At 54.4% G+C, this 12245-nt stretch carries 25 protein-coding genes; all 25 read right to left on the reverse strand.

Features of this window, described 5'->3' with window-relative positions:
- Positions 1-10: 10 nt before the first annotated feature.
- Entirely contained in the window at positions 11-1012 is a 1002-nt protein-coding gene (locus V3W40_RS22130; RefSeq protein ID WP_003176403.1) for a DNA-directed RNA polymerase subunit alpha, read from the reverse strand.
- Positions 1013-1034: 22 nt separating this feature from the next.
- Positions 1035-1655: a 30S ribosomal protein S4 gene (gene rpsD, locus V3W40_RS22135; RefSeq protein ID WP_003176404.1), complete on the reverse strand. Its 621-nt coding sequence runs from the start codon at positions 1653-1655 to the stop codon at positions 1035-1037.
- Positions 1656-1673: 18 nt separating this feature from the next.
- Positions 1674-2063, reverse strand: coding sequence for a 30S ribosomal protein S11 (rpsK, locus tag V3W40_RS22140; RefSeq protein WP_002555466.1), 390 nt, complete (start codon positions 2061-2063; stop codon positions 1674-1676).
- Between the two features lie 30 nt (positions 2064-2093).
- Positions 2094-2450 carry a 30S ribosomal protein S13 gene (rpsM, locus tag V3W40_RS22145; protein WP_024077676.1) on the reverse strand — a complete coding sequence of 119 codons (357 nt, stop codon included), beginning with the start codon at positions 2448-2450 and terminating at the stop codon, positions 2094-2096.
- Between the two features lie 129 nt (positions 2451-2579).
- Complete coding sequence (rpmJ, locus tag V3W40_RS22150) at positions 2580-2696, reverse strand: 50S ribosomal protein L36 (RefSeq protein WP_002555468.1); 117 nt, start codon at positions 2694-2696, stop codon at positions 2580-2582.
- A gap of 27 nt (positions 2697-2723) precedes the next feature.
- The gene (gene secY, locus V3W40_RS22155; protein WP_003176406.1) at positions 2724-4052 is read right to left on the reverse strand and encodes a preprotein translocase subunit SecY; all 1329 of its coding nucleotides are present in this window, start codon (positions 4050-4052) and stop codon (positions 2724-2726) included.
- On the reverse strand, positions 4053-4490 hold the full coding sequence (gene rplO / locus V3W40_RS22160; RefSeq protein WP_003176407.1) for a 50S ribosomal protein L15: 438 nt from the start codon (positions 4488-4490) through the stop codon (positions 4053-4055). It abuts the gene before it with no gap.
- 3 nt (positions 4491-4493) lie between these two features.
- A complete protein-coding gene (gene rpmD, locus V3W40_RS22165) occupies positions 4494-4670 on the reverse strand; it encodes a 50S ribosomal protein L30 (RefSeq protein ID WP_003176408.1) in 177 nt (58 codons plus the stop codon).
- A 2-nt stretch (positions 4671-4672) separates the two neighbouring features.
- Entirely contained in the window at positions 4673-5173 is a 501-nt protein-coding gene (gene rpsE, locus V3W40_RS22170; RefSeq protein ID WP_003186035.1) for a 30S ribosomal protein S5, read from the reverse strand.
- A 3-nt stretch (positions 5174-5176) separates the two neighbouring features.
- Positions 5177-5527 (reverse strand): 50S ribosomal protein L18, encoded by a 351-nt coding sequence (rplR, locus tag V3W40_RS22175; RefSeq protein WP_003186037.1) that lies wholly within the window; start codon positions 5525-5527, stop codon positions 5177-5179.
- A 10-nt stretch (positions 5528-5537) separates the two neighbouring features.
- Complete coding sequence (rplF, locus tag V3W40_RS22180; protein WP_003176412.1) at positions 5538-6071, reverse strand: 50S ribosomal protein L6; 534 nt, start codon at positions 6069-6071, stop codon at positions 5538-5540.
- 12 nt (positions 6072-6083) lie between these two features.
- Complete coding sequence (rpsH, locus tag V3W40_RS22185; RefSeq protein ID WP_003176413.1) at positions 6084-6476, reverse strand: 30S ribosomal protein S8; 393 nt, start codon at positions 6474-6476, stop codon at positions 6084-6086.
- 206 nt (positions 6477-6682) lie between these two features.
- Complete coding sequence (gene rpsN, locus V3W40_RS22190; RefSeq protein ID WP_003176414.1) at positions 6683-6988, reverse strand: 30S ribosomal protein S14; 306 nt, start codon at positions 6986-6988, stop codon at positions 6683-6685.
- Between the two features lie 13 nt (positions 6989-7001).
- On the reverse strand, positions 7002-7541 hold the full coding sequence (gene rplE, locus V3W40_RS22195) for a 50S ribosomal protein L5 (RefSeq protein WP_003194642.1): 540 nt from the start codon (positions 7539-7541) through the stop codon (positions 7002-7004).
- A 22-nt stretch (positions 7542-7563) separates the two neighbouring features.
- Positions 7564-7878: a 50S ribosomal protein L24 gene (rplX, locus tag V3W40_RS22200; RefSeq protein ID WP_003176416.1), complete on the reverse strand. Its 315-nt coding sequence runs from the start codon at positions 7876-7878 to the stop codon at positions 7564-7566.
- Positions 7879-7889: 11 nt separating this feature from the next.
- A complete protein-coding gene (gene rplN / locus V3W40_RS22205; RefSeq protein WP_002555479.1) occupies positions 7890-8258 on the reverse strand; it encodes a 50S ribosomal protein L14 in 369 nt (122 codons plus the stop codon).
- A gap of 23 nt (positions 8259-8281) precedes the next feature.
- Complete coding sequence (gene rpsQ / locus V3W40_RS22210) at positions 8282-8548, reverse strand: 30S ribosomal protein S17 (protein WP_003176419.1); 267 nt, start codon at positions 8546-8548, stop codon at positions 8282-8284.
- Positions 8549-8550: 2 nt separating this feature from the next.
- Positions 8551-8742, reverse strand: coding sequence for a 50S ribosomal protein L29 (gene rpmC / locus V3W40_RS22215; protein WP_002555481.1), 192 nt, complete (start codon positions 8740-8742; stop codon positions 8551-8553).
- Entirely contained in the window at positions 8742-9155 is a 414-nt protein-coding gene (gene rplP / locus V3W40_RS22220) for a 50S ribosomal protein L16 (protein WP_003232424.1), read from the reverse strand. The genes rpmC and rplP overlap by 1 nt, the downstream gene beginning before the upstream one ends.
- Positions 9156-9167: 12 nt before the next feature.
- Positions 9168-9854: a 30S ribosomal protein S3 gene (gene rpsC / locus V3W40_RS22225; RefSeq protein ID WP_003176422.1), complete on the reverse strand. Its 687-nt coding sequence runs from the start codon at positions 9852-9854 to the stop codon at positions 9168-9170.
- Positions 9855-9867: 13 nt separating this feature from the next.
- Positions 9868-10200 carry a 50S ribosomal protein L22 gene (gene rplV, locus V3W40_RS22230; protein ID WP_003103908.1) on the reverse strand — a complete coding sequence of 111 codons (333 nt, stop codon included), beginning with the start codon at positions 10198-10200 and terminating at the stop codon, positions 9868-9870.
- An 11-nt stretch (positions 10201-10211) separates the two neighbouring features.
- Positions 10212-10487, reverse strand: coding sequence for a 30S ribosomal protein S19 (gene rpsS, locus V3W40_RS22235; protein ID WP_003232420.1), 276 nt, complete (start codon positions 10485-10487; stop codon positions 10212-10214).
- A gap of 16 nt (positions 10488-10503) precedes the next feature.
- On the reverse strand, positions 10504-11328 hold the full coding sequence (gene rplB / locus V3W40_RS22240) for a 50S ribosomal protein L2 (protein ID WP_003210080.1): 825 nt from the start codon (positions 11326-11328) through the stop codon (positions 10504-10506).
- Between the two features lie 14 nt (positions 11329-11342).
- Positions 11343-11642, reverse strand: coding sequence for a 50S ribosomal protein L23 (gene rplW / locus V3W40_RS22245; protein WP_002555488.1), 300 nt, complete (start codon positions 11640-11642; stop codon positions 11343-11345).
- Positions 11639-12241, reverse strand: coding sequence for a 50S ribosomal protein L4 (gene rplD / locus V3W40_RS22250; protein ID WP_003176424.1), 603 nt, complete (start codon positions 12239-12241; stop codon positions 11639-11641). Before rplD ends, rplW begins: the two co-directional genes overlap by 4 nt.
- Positions 12242-12245: the final 4 nt, after the last annotated feature.

Consider the following 12245-nt stretch of genomic DNA (forward strand, 5'->3'; position numbering starts at 1 on the left):
ATTACGACGATCAGGCAGTCGCCTTGTCGTCCTTCTTAAGACTTGCAGGCGGCCAGTTGTCGAGGCGCATGCCGAGGGACAGACCGCGGGAGGCCAGAACGTCCTTGATTTCAGTCAAGGATTTCTTGCCCAGGTTCGGAGTCTTCAACAGTTCTACTTCGGTACGCTGAATCAGGTCGCCGATGTAGTAAATGTTTTCCGCCTTAAGGCAGTTAGCCGAACGTACAGTCAGTTCCAGATCGTCAACCGGGCGAAGCAGGATCGGATCGATCTCGTCTTCCTGCTCGATTACCACTGGTTCGCTGTCACCTTTGAGGTCGACGAACGCAGCCAACTGCTGTTGCAGAATGGTTGCAGCGCGGCGGATAGCCTCTTCAGGATCCAGAGTACCGTTGGTTTCCAGATCAATAACCAGCTTGTCCAGGTTAGTACGCTGCTCGACACGGGCGTTTTCCACCACGTATGCGATACGGCGAACCGGGCTGAACGAAGAGTCAAGCTGCAAGCGACCAATGCTGCGGCTTTCGTCTTCATCGCTCTGACGCGAGTCGGCCGGTTCATAACCACGACCACGAGCTACGGTGAGCTTCATGTTCAGGGCGCCGTTAGACGCCAGGTTAGCGATTACGTGATCGGGGTTAACGATCTCGACATCATGATCCAGCTGAATATCGGCAGCGGTAACCACCCCCGAACCCTTCTTCGACAAGGTCAGCGTAACTTCGTCACGGCCGTGCAGCTTGATAGCCAGACCTTTAAGGTTCAACAGGATTTCAATTACGTCTTCCTGTACACCTTCGATGGCGCTGTACTCGTGGAGCACACCGTCAATCTCGGCCTCGACTACTGCACAGCCGGGCATTGAGGACAACAGGATGCGGCGCAGCGCGTTGCCCAGGGTGTGGCCAAAACCACGCTCGAGAGGCTCGAGAGTGATCTTGGCGCGGGTTGGACTGACAACCTGCACATCAATGTGGCGGGGTGTCAGGAACTCATTTACCGAAATCTGCATGGATGCACCTATTTTCTAGCCCTTACTTGGAGTAGAGCTCGACAATCAGGCTTTCGTTGATGTCGGCGGACAGATCACTGCGAGCAGGAACGTTCTTGAAAACGCCCGACTTCTTCTCAGTGTCTACTTCTACCCATTCTACGCGGCCACGTTGGGCACACAGATCGAGAGCTTGGACAATGCGAAGTTGGTTTTTTGCTTTCTCGCGAACTGCGACCACGTCACCAGCACGAACCTGGTAGGACGGAACGTTTACGGTCTGACCGTTAACGCTGATCGACTTGTGCGATACCAGCTGACGGGATTCGGCACGAGTCGAACCAAAGCCCATACGGTATACAACGTTGTCCAGACGGCATTCGAGCAGTTGCAGCAGGTTTTCACCGGTTGCACCTTTCTTGCCAGCCGCTTCTTTGTAGTAGCCGCTGAACTGACGCTCGAGAACGCCGTAGATACGGCGGACCTTCTGCTTTTCACGCAGTTGGGTGCCGTAATCGGACTGGCGACCGCGGCGTTGGCCGTGGATACCAGGTGCTGCTTCAATGTTGCACTTCGATTCGATCGCGCGCACGCCGCTCTTCAGGAAGAGATCGGTGCCTTCGCGACGAGCGAGTTTGCATTTTGGACCAATGTAACGAGCCATTCTTTACAATCTCCTGGATTACACGCGGCGCTTCTTCGGCGGACGGCACCCGTTGTGCGGGATTGGCGTCACGTCGGTGATGCTGGCGATCTTATAGCCACAGCCGTTCAAAGCACGGACAGCAGACTCACGACCTGGACCTGGACCTTTGACGTTAACGTCGAGGTTTTTCAGGCCATATTCCAGCGCAGCTTGACCAGCACGTTCAGCAGCTACTTGAGCAGCAAACGGGGTGGACTTGCGGGAACCGCGGAAACCCGAACCACCGGAGGTAGCCCAAGAAAGCGCGTTACCTTGACGGTCGGTGATGGTCACGATGGTGTTGTTAAAAGATGCATGGATGTGGGCGATGCCATCAACCACTGTCTTTTTAACTTTTTTACGAGGACGAGCAGCAGGTTTTGCCATGATAATTTTCCTGTCGATTCGCTGGGGCGATTACTTGCGGATCGGCTTACGCGGACCTTTACGGGTACGCGCGTTAGTCTTGGTACGCTGACCGCGTACTGGAAGACCACGACGATGACGCAGACCGCGATAGCAACCGAGGTCCATCAAACGCTTGATTTTCATGTTGATTTCGCGACGCAGGTCACCTTCAGTGGTGAACTTCGCCACTTCGCCACGCAGCAATTCAATCTGCTCGTCGCTCAGATCCTTGATCTTAGCGGCTGGGTTTACCCCAGCAACTGCGCAAATTTTCTGCGCAGTAGTGCGACCAACACCATAGATGTAGGTCAGCGAGATAACAGTGTGCTTGTTATCTGGAATGTTAACGCCTGCAATACGGGCCATTCAGTGGGACTCCAATTGACAGCTACCTACGCCCCGGAAGCCAAGAAATAGGGCGCGAGATAATATCGCTGTAATAACAAATAATCAACCCGGCAGCGCACTAGCTGCCGGGCTTCAAGCGGATCACACTCAGCCTTGGCGCTGTTTGTGACGCGGTTCCGCGCTGCAAATTACTCGAACAACACCTTCGCGGCGAATAATCTTGCAGTTACGGCACAGCTTTTTCACCGATGCACGAACTTTCATCACCAACTCCTCGAACCTTATGGGTACTCAGCGCAACATGCCGCTGCCGTAACCCTTCAGGTTGGCTTTCTTCATCAGGGATTCGTACTGGTGCGAAACGAGGTGCGATTGTACTTGGGACATGAAGTCCATCACAACCACGACCACGATCAGCAACGAGGTCCCGCCAAGGTAGAACGGAACGTTTGCTGCAACCACCAGGAACTGGGGCAACAAGCACACGGCCGTCATATATAGAGCACCGAACAGGGTCAAACGAGTCAGAACGCCATCAATGTAGCGTGCCGACTGCTCACCTGGACGAATACCCGGAATAAAGGCACCGGACTTCTTCAGGTTTTCCGCTACGTCTTTCGGATTGAACATCAACGCCGTATAGAAGAAGCAGAAGAAAATAATCCCTGCACTAAACAGCAGAATATTCAACGGCTGACCAGGAGCGATCGACTGAGAGAGGTCCTGCAGCCAGCCCATATTTTCAGACTGACCAAACCAGGTACCCAACGAAGCCGGAAACAGCAAAATGCTGCTCGCGAAAATTGCCGGAATAACACCGGCCATATTCACTTTCAGCGGCAAGTGGCTGGTCTGCGCAGCAAAAACCTTACGGCCCTGCTGACGCTTGGCGTAGTGAACAGCAATACGACGCTGGCCACGCTCAATGAACACCACAAAACCGATAATCGCTACTGCCAGCAAACCGATGGCAACCAGGGCGAAGATATTGATATCACCCTGACGTGCAGACTCGAAAGACTGCCCGATTGCTCTCGGAAGACCGGCGACGATACCTGCGAAAATCAACATCGAGATACCGTTACCAACACCACGCTCAGTAATCTGCTCACCCAGCCACATCATGAACATCGCACCAGCCACAAACGTGGATACCGCGACGAAATGGAAGCCAAAGTCACCAGTGAACGCAACACCCTGCCCCGCCAGGCCAACGGACATGCCGATAGCCTGAACCAGGGCGAGGATGACAGTGCCGTAGCGGGTGTACTGGCTAATCTTGCGACGGCCAGCTTCACCTTCCTTCTTCAACTGCTCCAGCTGCGGGCTGACGGCGGTCATCAGCTGCATGATGATCGATGCCGAGATGTACGGCATGATCCCCAGTGCAAAAATGCTCATCCGTTCCAGCGCACCGCCAGAAAACATGTTGAACAAGCTAAGAATGGTCCCCTCATTCTGTCGAAACAGGTCTGCGAGTCGGTCCGGGTTGATACCTGGAACCGGGATGTGTGCGCCTATTCGGTAGACGATAATCGCCAGGAACAGAAAACGCAGACGAGCCCAAAGTTCAGACATACCGCCTTTGCCGAGCGCTGAGAGAGCACCTTGCTTAGCCATTTATTCCTCGAACTTGCCGCCAGCTGCTTCGATAGCCGAACGCGCACCTTTGGTGGCGCCGATTCCCTTGCCGATAGTGACAGCGCGAGTCACTTCACCGGACAGCATGATTTTCACACGCTGTACGTTGACGTTGATCACGTTGGCATCTTTCAGGGTCTGCACAGTAACGATGTCGCCTTCCACTTTAGCCAGCTCGGACAGACGCACTTCTGCGCGGTCCATGGCCTTCAGGGAAACGAAGCCGAACTTAGGCAGGCGACGATGCAGCGGCTGTTGACCGCCTTCAAAGCCTGGAGCAATGGTGCCACCGGAGCGGGAGGTTTGACCTTTGTGGCCGCGGCCACCAGTCTTACCCAAACCGCTACCGATACCACGGCCCGGACGATGCTTTTCGCGACGGGAACCCGGCGCTGGACTCAGATCATTGAGTTTCATCGATTAACCCTCGACACGCAGCATGTAGTAAGCCTTGTTGATCATCCCGCGATTCTCGGGAGTATCCTGGACTTCTACAGTGTGACCGATGCGACGCAGACCCAAACCCTTAACGCACAATTTGTGGTTAGGGATGCGGCCGGTCATGCTTTTGATCAGCGTTACTTTAACGGTAGCCATGATCAGAAGATCTCCTTGACGCTTTTGCCACGCTTGGCGGCAATGGATTCAGGAGATTGCATAGCTTTCAAACCCTTGAAAGTGGCGTGAACCACGTTTACCGGGTTAGTCGAGCCATAGCACTTGGCCAGAACGTTCTGAACACCAGCAACCTCGAGGACAGCACGCATAGCGCCGCCAGCGATGATACCGGTACCTTCAGAAGCAGGCTGCATGTACACCTTCGAAGCGCCGTGAGCGGACTTCATTGCGTACTGCAGCGTGGTGCCATTCAGATCAACTTGGATCATGTTGCGACGAGCAGCTTCCATTGCCTTCTGGATCGCAGCAGGCACTTCACGTGACTTGCCACGGCCGAAGCCAACACGCCCTTTACCATCACCCACCACGGTCAACGCGGTGAAAGTGAAGATACGGCCGCCTTTAACGGTTTTGGCTACGCGGTTAACTTGAACCAGCTTCTCAATGTAGCCTTCGTCGCGCTTTTGGTCGTTATTTGACATAACTTAGAACTCCAGCCCAGCTTCACGAGCAGCATCAGCCAGCGCTTTAACGCGGCCGTGGTACTTGAAGCCAGAGCGGTCGAAAGCCACTTGCGAGACGCCAGCGGCCTTAGCACGCGTAGCGACCAGCTGGCCAACCTTTGTGGCCGCGTCGATGTTGCCAGTGGCACCATCACGCAGTTCTTTATCCAAAGTCGAGGCGCTGGCCAGGACTTTGTTGCCGTCGGCCGAGATGACCTGGGCGTAGATGTGCTGCGACGAGCGGAACACGCAGAGACGCACGACTTCGAGTTCGTGCATTTTCAGGCGTGCTTTGCGAGCGCGACGCAGTCGAGTAACTTTTTTGTCGGTCATTTGCTATGCCCTACTTCTTCTTGGCTTCTTTACGACGGACGACTTCGTCCGCGTAGCGCACACCTTTGCCTTTGTACGGCTCTGGTGGACGGAAGTCGCGGATCTCAGCAGCCACTTGACCTACCAGTTGCTTATCGATGCCCTTGATCAGGATATCGGTCTGGCTAGGAGTCTCAGCGGTGATGCCTTCCGGCAGTTCGTAATCCACTGGGTGCGAGAAGCCAAGGGCCAGGTTCAAAACCGTGCCTTTTGCTTGCGCTTTGTAACCAACACCGACCAGCTGGAGCTTACGCTCGAAGCCTTGGCTTACGCCTTGGACCATGTTGTTTACCAACGCACGCGTGGTACCAGCCATTGCGCGAGTTTGTTGATCGCCATTGCGAGCAGCGAAACGCAGCTCACCAGCTTCTTCAACGATCTCAACGGACGAATGGATATTCAGTTCAAGAGTGCCCTTGGCACCCTTCACCGAAAGCTGTTGGCCTGCGAATTTGACTTCGACACCGGCTGGCAGCTTAACGGGGTTCTTAGCGACGCGAGACATGCTTATCCCCCCTTAGAACACAGTGCAAAGAACTTCGCCGCCGACACCGGCAGCGCGCGCAGCACGATCCGTCATCACACCTTTGTTGGTGGAGACGATAGACACGCCCAGACCGCCACGAACTTTCGGCAGATCTTCAGCGGACTTGTACTGACGCAGGCCTGGACGGCTAACGCGCTTCACTTCCTCGATGACCGAACGGCCTTCGAAGTACTTCAGCTCGATGGACAGCAGTGGTTTGATTTCGCTGCTGATCTGATAACCCGCAATGTAGCCTTCGTCTTTCAGGACTTTGGCAACAGCAACCTTCAACTTGGAAGATGGCATGCTTACGACGGACTTTTCAGCCATCTGGGCATTACGGATACGAGTTAGCATGTCCGCTAACGGGTCCTGCATACTCATGGGCTAGACGCTCCTAATACAAAAAAATTAGCCTTGCGGCTACATATGTCGCTGAGAATCTCCGGGTAAAAAACACGGGCTCAGGCGAGCCGCGTATTTTAGACACACTCCGGAAATGAAACAAGCCCCAAAAGGGGCTTGTTCCAGATTCAGGGTCACCGGCGGTCAGTATCTTTCGATTCGGACCACCTGGACGCTGAAAGTACTTACCAGCTGGCTTTAACCAGACCTGGTACGTCACCACGCATTGCCGCTTCACGCAGTTTGTTACGGCCGAGGCCGAACTTGCGGTAAACGCCGTGTGGACGACCGGTCAGGCGGCAGCGGTTACGCATGCGCGAAGCGCTTGCGTCACGTGGCTGCTTCTGCAGGGCAACTGTAGCTTCCCAACGCGCTTCTGGACTTGCGTTCAGATCAACGATGATTGCTTTCAGTGCTGCACGCTTCTTGGCGTACTTGGCAACCGTGAGCTGACGCTTCAGCTCGCGGTTTTTCATGCTCATCTTGGCCATGGTCCTACTCCAATCAGTTGCGGAACGGGAATTTGAAAGCACGCAACAGGGCGCGACCTTCATCATCGTTCTTGGCAGTGGTGGTCAGGGTGATGTCCAGACCGCGGAGAGCATCGATCTTGTCGTAGTCGATTTCCGGGAAGATGATCTGCTCTTTCACGCCCATGCTGTAGTTACCACGACCATCGAAGGACTTGGCATTCAGGCCGCGGAAGTCGCGAACCCGAGGCAGGGAGATCGACAGCAGACGATCCAGGAATTCGTACATACGCTCACGGCGCAGAGTCACTTTGACGCCGATCGGCCAACCTTCACGGACTTTAAAGCCAGCGATGGATTTGCGAGCGTAGGTCACAACGACTTTCTGGCCGGTGATCTTTTCCAGGTCAGCAACAGCGTGCTCGATGACTTTTTTGTCACCGATCGCTTCGCCCAGACCCATGTTCAGGGTGATTTTGGTAACGCGCGGAACTTCCATCACGTTCCCAAGCTTAAGTTCTTCCTTAAGCTTAGGGGCGATTTCCTTCCGGTAAATCTCTTGTAGTCGTGCCATGGTCTAATCTACCTAGCAGTGTTCAAGCATCAACCGCTTTTTGGGTCGACTTGAAGACACGAATTTTCTTACCGTCTTCTACTTTGAAACCAACGCGGTCAGCCTTGTTGGTTTCGCCGTTGAAGATGGCGACGTTAGAAGCGTCCAGCGGAGCTTCTTTCTCGACGATACCGCCCTGCACGCCCGACATCGGGTTAGGCTTGGTATGACGCTTGACCAGGTTCAGACCACCGATAACCAGACGGTTATTAGCGAGAACCTTAAGCACCTTACCGCGCTTACCTTTGTCTTTGCCGGCGATCACGATGATCTCGTCGTCACGACGAATCTTTTGCATGTCGGATCTCCTTACAGCACTTCTGGGGCGAGCGAGACGATCTTCATGAACTTCTCAGTACGAAGTTCACGGGTCACTGGCCCAAAGATACGGGTGCCGATCGGCTCTTGCTTGTTGTTCAGAAGAACAGCAGCGTTGCCATCAAAGCGGATAATGGAGCCATCTGCACGACGTACGCCGTGACGAGTGCGGACTACAACAGCAGTCATCACTTGGCCTTTTTTCACTTTACCGCGAGGAATTGCTTCCTTGACGGTAACTTTGATGATGTCACCGATACCAGCGTAACGACGATGGGAGCCACCCAGCACCTTGATGCACATAACACGGCGAGCGCCGCTGTTATCGGCCACATCGAGCATGGATTGAGTCTGAATCATATAATTTCTCCGACCCCTAGTCCTTAGACTTCCACAGCGCGTTCGAGAACATCAACCAATGCCCAAGACTTGGTCTTGGCCAGCGGACGAGTTTCACGAATAGTGACTTTGTCGCCGATGTGGCACTGGTTGGTTTCGTCGTGCGCGTGCAGCTTAGTCGAACGCTTAACATATTTACCGTAGATCGGGTGCTTAACGCGACGCTCGATCAAAACGGTGATGGTTTTGTCCATCTTGTCGCTGACAACACGGCCAGTCAGCGTACGGACAGTCTTTTCGGCTTCAGCCATGATCACTTACCTGCCTGCTGGTTGAGCACAGTCTTCACGCGAGCGATGTCACGCTTAACTTGCGAGAGCAGATGAGACTGCCCCAACTGGCCAGTTGCTTTCTGCATGCGCAGATTGAACTGGTCGCGCAGCAGGCCGAGCAGTTGCTCGTTCAGCTGCTGTGCGGATTTTTCACGAAGTTCATTCGCTTTCATCACATCACCGTCCGTTTAACAAAGGCGGTGGCGAGCGGCAGCTTTGCAGCAGCCAGGGCAAAAGCCTCACGCGCCAGCTCTTCAGTTACACCCTCGATTTCATACAGGACTTTGCCTGGCTGAATCTGGGCTACCCAGTATTCCACGTTACCCTTACCTTTACCCATCCGAACCTCGAGAGGCTTTTTGGAGATCGGTTTGTCCGGGAATACACGGATCCAGATCTTGCCGCCACGTTTAACGTGACGGGTCAGTGCACGACGCGCTGACTCGATCTGACGAGCGGTGAGACGACCACGAGCTACAGACTTCAGCGCGAACTCGCCGAAGCTGACTTTGCTACCGCGCTGAGCCAGACCACGGTTGTGGCCTGTCATCTGCTTGCGGAACTTCGTACGCTTTGGTTGCAACATTTGGCGTACCCCTTACTTAGCAGCTTTTTTACGAGGCGCTGGTGCTTGTGGTTTCAGTTCTTCTTGGCGACCACCAATTACTTCGCCTTTGAAGATCCAAACCTTTACACCGATCACACCGTAAGTGGTGTGAGCTTCGTAGTTGGCATAGTCGATGTCGGCACGCAGGGTGTGCAGTGGCACACGACCTTCGCGATACCATTCAGTACGTGCGATTTCAGCACCGCCGAGACGACCGCTCACTTGGATTTTGATGCCTTTGGCACCAATGCGCATGGCGTTCTGTACGGCGCGCTTCATAGCGCGACGGAACATTACGCGACGCTCCAGCTGCTGAGCTACGCTCTGCGCAACCAGCATACCGTCGAGCTCCGGCTTGCGGATCTCTTCGATATTGATGTGCACAGGCACACCCATTTGCTTGGTCAGGTCCTGACGCAGTTTCTCAACATCTTCACCTTTCTTCCCGATAACGATACCTGGACGAGCGGTGTGGATGGTGATACGTGCAGTTTGCGCCGGACGATGGATATCGATACGGCTTACGGACGCGCTTTTTAGTTTGTCTTGGAGATACTCACGCACCTTCAGATCAGCGAACAAATAGTCCGCATAAGTCCGACCGTCTGCGTACCAGACGGAGGTGTGCTCCTTGACGATTCCCAGGCGAATGCCAATGGGATGTACTTTCTGACCCATCTCTTCGACTCCGTTACTTGTCAGCAACCTTGACAGTGATATGGCAAGACCGCTTGACGATGCGATCAGCACGGCCTTTGGCACGTGGCATGATGCGCTTCAGCGAACGCCCTTCGTTGACGAAAACGGTGCTGACCTTCAGGTCATCAACGTCTGCGCCTTCGTTATGCTCGGCGTTGGCTACGGCCGACTCCAGCACTTTCTTCATGATCTCGGCGGCTTTCTTACTGCTGAAAGCCAACAGGTTGAGCGCTTCGCCCACCTTCTTCCCGCGGATCTGGTCGGCGACCAAGCGGGCTTTCTGGGCGGAGATTCGAGCGCCCGACAACTTAGCGGCTACTTCCATTTCCTTACCCCTTAACGCTTGGCTTTCTTGTCTGCCACGTGCCCACGATAAGTGCGGGTACCGGCAAACTCGCCTAGTTTGTGGCCGACCATGTCTTCGTTAACGAGAACTGGGACGTGCAGACGACCGTTGTGTACAGCGATGGTCAGACCGACCATTTGTGGCAGGATCATCGAACGACGCGACCAGGTCTTAACTGGTTTGCGATCGTTCTTTTCCGCCGCCACTTCGATCTTCTTCAGTAGGTGAAGATCAATAAAAGGACCTTTTTTCAGAGAACGTGGCACTGTCGTATCCCTCTATTTACTTGCGACGACGGACGATCATTTTGTCGGTACGCTTATTACCACGAGTCTTCGCGCCCTTAGTCGGGAAGCCCCATGGCGATACCGGATGACGACCACCAGAGGTACGACCTTCACCACCACCGTGTGGGTGGTCAACCGGGTTCATGGCAACACCACGAACGGTTGGGCGAACGCCACGCCAGCGTTTGGCACCAGCTTTACCCAGCGAACGCAGGCTGTGCTCGGAGTTCGAGACTTCACCCAGGGTCGCACGGCATTCAGCCAGCACTTTACGCATCTCACCAGAACGCAGACGCAGGGTCACGTAGACACCTTCACGAGCGATCAGCTGAGCCGAAGCACCAGCGGAACGAGCGATTTGCGCGCCTTTACCTGGCTTCAATTCGATGCCGTGTACGGTGCTACCAACTGGAATGTTACGCAGTTGCAGAGCGTTGCCCGGCTTGATCGGTGCCAGGGCACCTGCGATCAGCTGGTCGCCAGCACTCACGCCTTTAGGCGCGATGATGTAGCGGCGCTCGCCATCTGCGTACAGCAGCAGAGCGATGTGAGCAGTACGGTTTGGATCGTATTCGATACGCTCGACAGTGGCAGCGATGCCATCTTTGTCGTTGCGACGGAAGTCGACCAGACGATAATGCTGCTTATGGCCACCACCAATGTGACGAGTGGTAATACGACCATTGTTGTTACGACCACCAGTCTTCGATTTCTTCTCGAGCAGCGGTGCGTGAGGAGCGCCTTTATGCAGCTCCTGGTTGACCACCTTGACCACAAAACGGCGGCCAGGGGAAGTCGGTTTGCATTTAACGATTGCCATGATGCACCCCTTCCTTACTCAGCACTGCTGCTGAAATCGAGATCTTGGCCTGGCTGAAGGGAGATAACTGCCTTCTTCCAGTCATTACGCTTGCCCAGACCGCGAGCAGTGCGCTTGCTCTTACCCAGAACATTCAGGGTAGTAACACGCTCAACTTTCACGCTGAACAGGCTTTCGACGGCCTTCTTGATTTCCAGCTTGGTTGCGTCAGTTGCAACCTTGAAAACGAACTGGCCTTTCTTGTCAGCCAGAACCGTAGCCTTTTCGGAAACGTGCGGGCCAAGCAGAACTTTAAATACGCGTTCCTGGTTCATCCCAGCAGCTCCTCGAATTTCTTCACGGCCGACACGGTGATCAACACCTTGTCGTATGCGATCAGACTAACTGGATCGGAACCTTGCACGTCACGTACATCAACGTGTGGCAGGTTACGAGCAGCCAGGTACAGGTTCTGATCAACAGCTTCAGACACGATCAAAACGTCGGTCAGGCTCATGTTGTTCAGTTTGCCCAGCAGATCTTTGGTTTTTGGACTTTCAACAGCGAAGTCCTGAACCACGACCAGGCGATCAGTACGCACGAGTTCAGCAAGGATGGAGCGCAGTGCTGCGCGATACATCTTCTTGTTGAGCTTCTGAGAGTGATCCTGCGGACGAGCTGCGAAAGTGGTACCGCCGCCGCGCCAGATTGGGCTACGGATAGTACCGGCACGAGCACGGCCAGTACCTTTCTGACGCCAAGGGCGCTTACCGCCACCACGAACGTCGGAACGGGTCTTTTGCTGCTTGCTACCTTGACGGCCGCCGGCCATGTAGGCCACGACTGCTTGGTGAACCAGCGTCTCGTTGAATTCGCCGCCAAATGTCAGTTCGGAAACTTCGATCGCTTGAGCGTCATTTACATTTAATTGCATGTCA

This window comes from Pseudomonas sp. AM8 (assembly GCF_036346475.1).
GTDB classification, from domain to species: Bacteria; Pseudomonadota; Gammaproteobacteria; order Pseudomonadales; family Pseudomonadaceae; genus Aquipseudomonas; species Aquipseudomonas marginalis.

Coding starts and splice junctions, on each gene's coding strand:
- V3W40_RS22130 (WP_003176403.1), bottom strand. CDS start 1,012: ATGCAGATTTCGGTAAATGAGTTCCTGACACCCCGCCACATTGATGTG.
- rpsD (WP_003176404.1), bottom strand. CDS start 1,655: ATGGCTCGTTACATTGGTCCAAAATGCAAACTCGCTCGTCGCGAAGGC.
- rpsK (WP_002555466.1), bottom strand. CDS start 2,063: ATGGCAAAACCTGCTGCTCGTCCTCGTAAAAAAGTTAAAAAGACAGTG.
- rpsM (WP_024077676.1), bottom strand. CDS start 2,450: ATGGCCCGTATTGCAGGCGTTAACATTCCAGATAACAAGCACACTGTT.
- rpmJ (WP_002555468.1), bottom strand. CDS start 2,696: ATGAAAGTTCGTGCATCGGTGAAAAAGCTGTGCCGTAACTGCAAGATT.
- secY (WP_003176406.1), bottom strand. CDS start 4,052: ATGGCTAAGCAAGGTGCTCTCTCAGCGCTCGGCAAAGGCGGTATGTCT.
- rplO (WP_003176407.1), bottom strand. CDS start 4,490: ATGAAACTCAATGATCTGAGTCCAGCGCCGGGTTCCCGTCGCGAAAAG.
- rpmD (WP_003176408.1), bottom strand. CDS start 4,670: ATGGCTACCGTTAAAGTAACGCTGATCAAAAGCATGACCGGCCGCATC.
- rpsE (WP_003186035.1), bottom strand. CDS start 5,173: ATGTCAAATAACGACCAAAAGCGCGACGAAGGCTACATTGAGAAGCTG.
- rplR (WP_003186037.1), bottom strand. CDS start 5,527: ATGACCGACAAAAAAGTTACTCGACTGCGTCGCGCTCGCAAAGCACGC.
- rplF (WP_003176412.1), bottom strand. CDS start 6,071: ATGTCTCGCGTCGCTAAGAACCCCGTTAAGCTGCCAGCCGGTGTCGAA.
- rpsH (WP_003176413.1), bottom strand. CDS start 6,476: ATGAGTATGCAGGACCCGTTAGCGGACATGCTAACTCGTATCCGTAAT.
- rpsN (WP_003176414.1), bottom strand. CDS start 6,988: ATGGCCAAGATGAGCATGAAAAACCGCGAGCTGAAGCGTCAGCTCACG.
- rplE (WP_003194642.1), bottom strand. CDS start 7,541: ATGGCACGACTACAAGAGATTTACCGGAAGGAAATCGCCCCTAAGCTT.
- rplX (WP_003176416.1), bottom strand. CDS start 7,878: ATGCAAAAGATTCGTCGTGACGACGAGATCATCGTGATCGCCGGCAAA.
- rplN (WP_002555479.1), bottom strand. CDS start 8,258: ATGATTCAGACTCAATCCATGCTCGATGTGGCCGATAACAGCGGCGCT.
- rpsQ (WP_003176419.1), bottom strand. CDS start 8,548: ATGGCTGAAGCCGAAAAGACTGTCCGTACGCTGACTGGCCGTGTTGTC.
- rpmC (WP_002555481.1), bottom strand. CDS start 8,742: ATGAAAGCGAATGAACTTCGTGAAAAATCCGCACAGCAGCTGAACGAG.
- rplP (WP_003232424.1), bottom strand. CDS start 9,155: ATGTTGCAACCAAAGCGTACGAAGTTCCGCAAGCAGATGACAGGCCAC.
- rpsC (WP_003176422.1), bottom strand. CDS start 9,854: ATGGGTCAGAAAGTACATCCCATTGGCATTCGCCTGGGAATCGTCAAG.
- rplV (WP_003103908.1), bottom strand. CDS start 10,200: ATGGAAGTAGCCGCTAAGTTGTCGGGCGCTCGAATCTCCGCCCAGAAA.
- rplB (WP_003210080.1), bottom strand. CDS start 11,328: ATGGCAATCGTTAAATGCAAACCGACTTCCCCTGGCCGCCGTTTTGTG.
- rplW (WP_002555488.1), bottom strand. CDS start 11,642: ATGAACCAGGAACGCGTATTTAAAGTTCTGCTTGGCCCGCACGTTTCC.
- rplD (WP_003176424.1), bottom strand. CDS start 12,241: ATGCAATTAAATGTAAATGACGCTCAAGCGATCGAAGTTTCCGAACTG.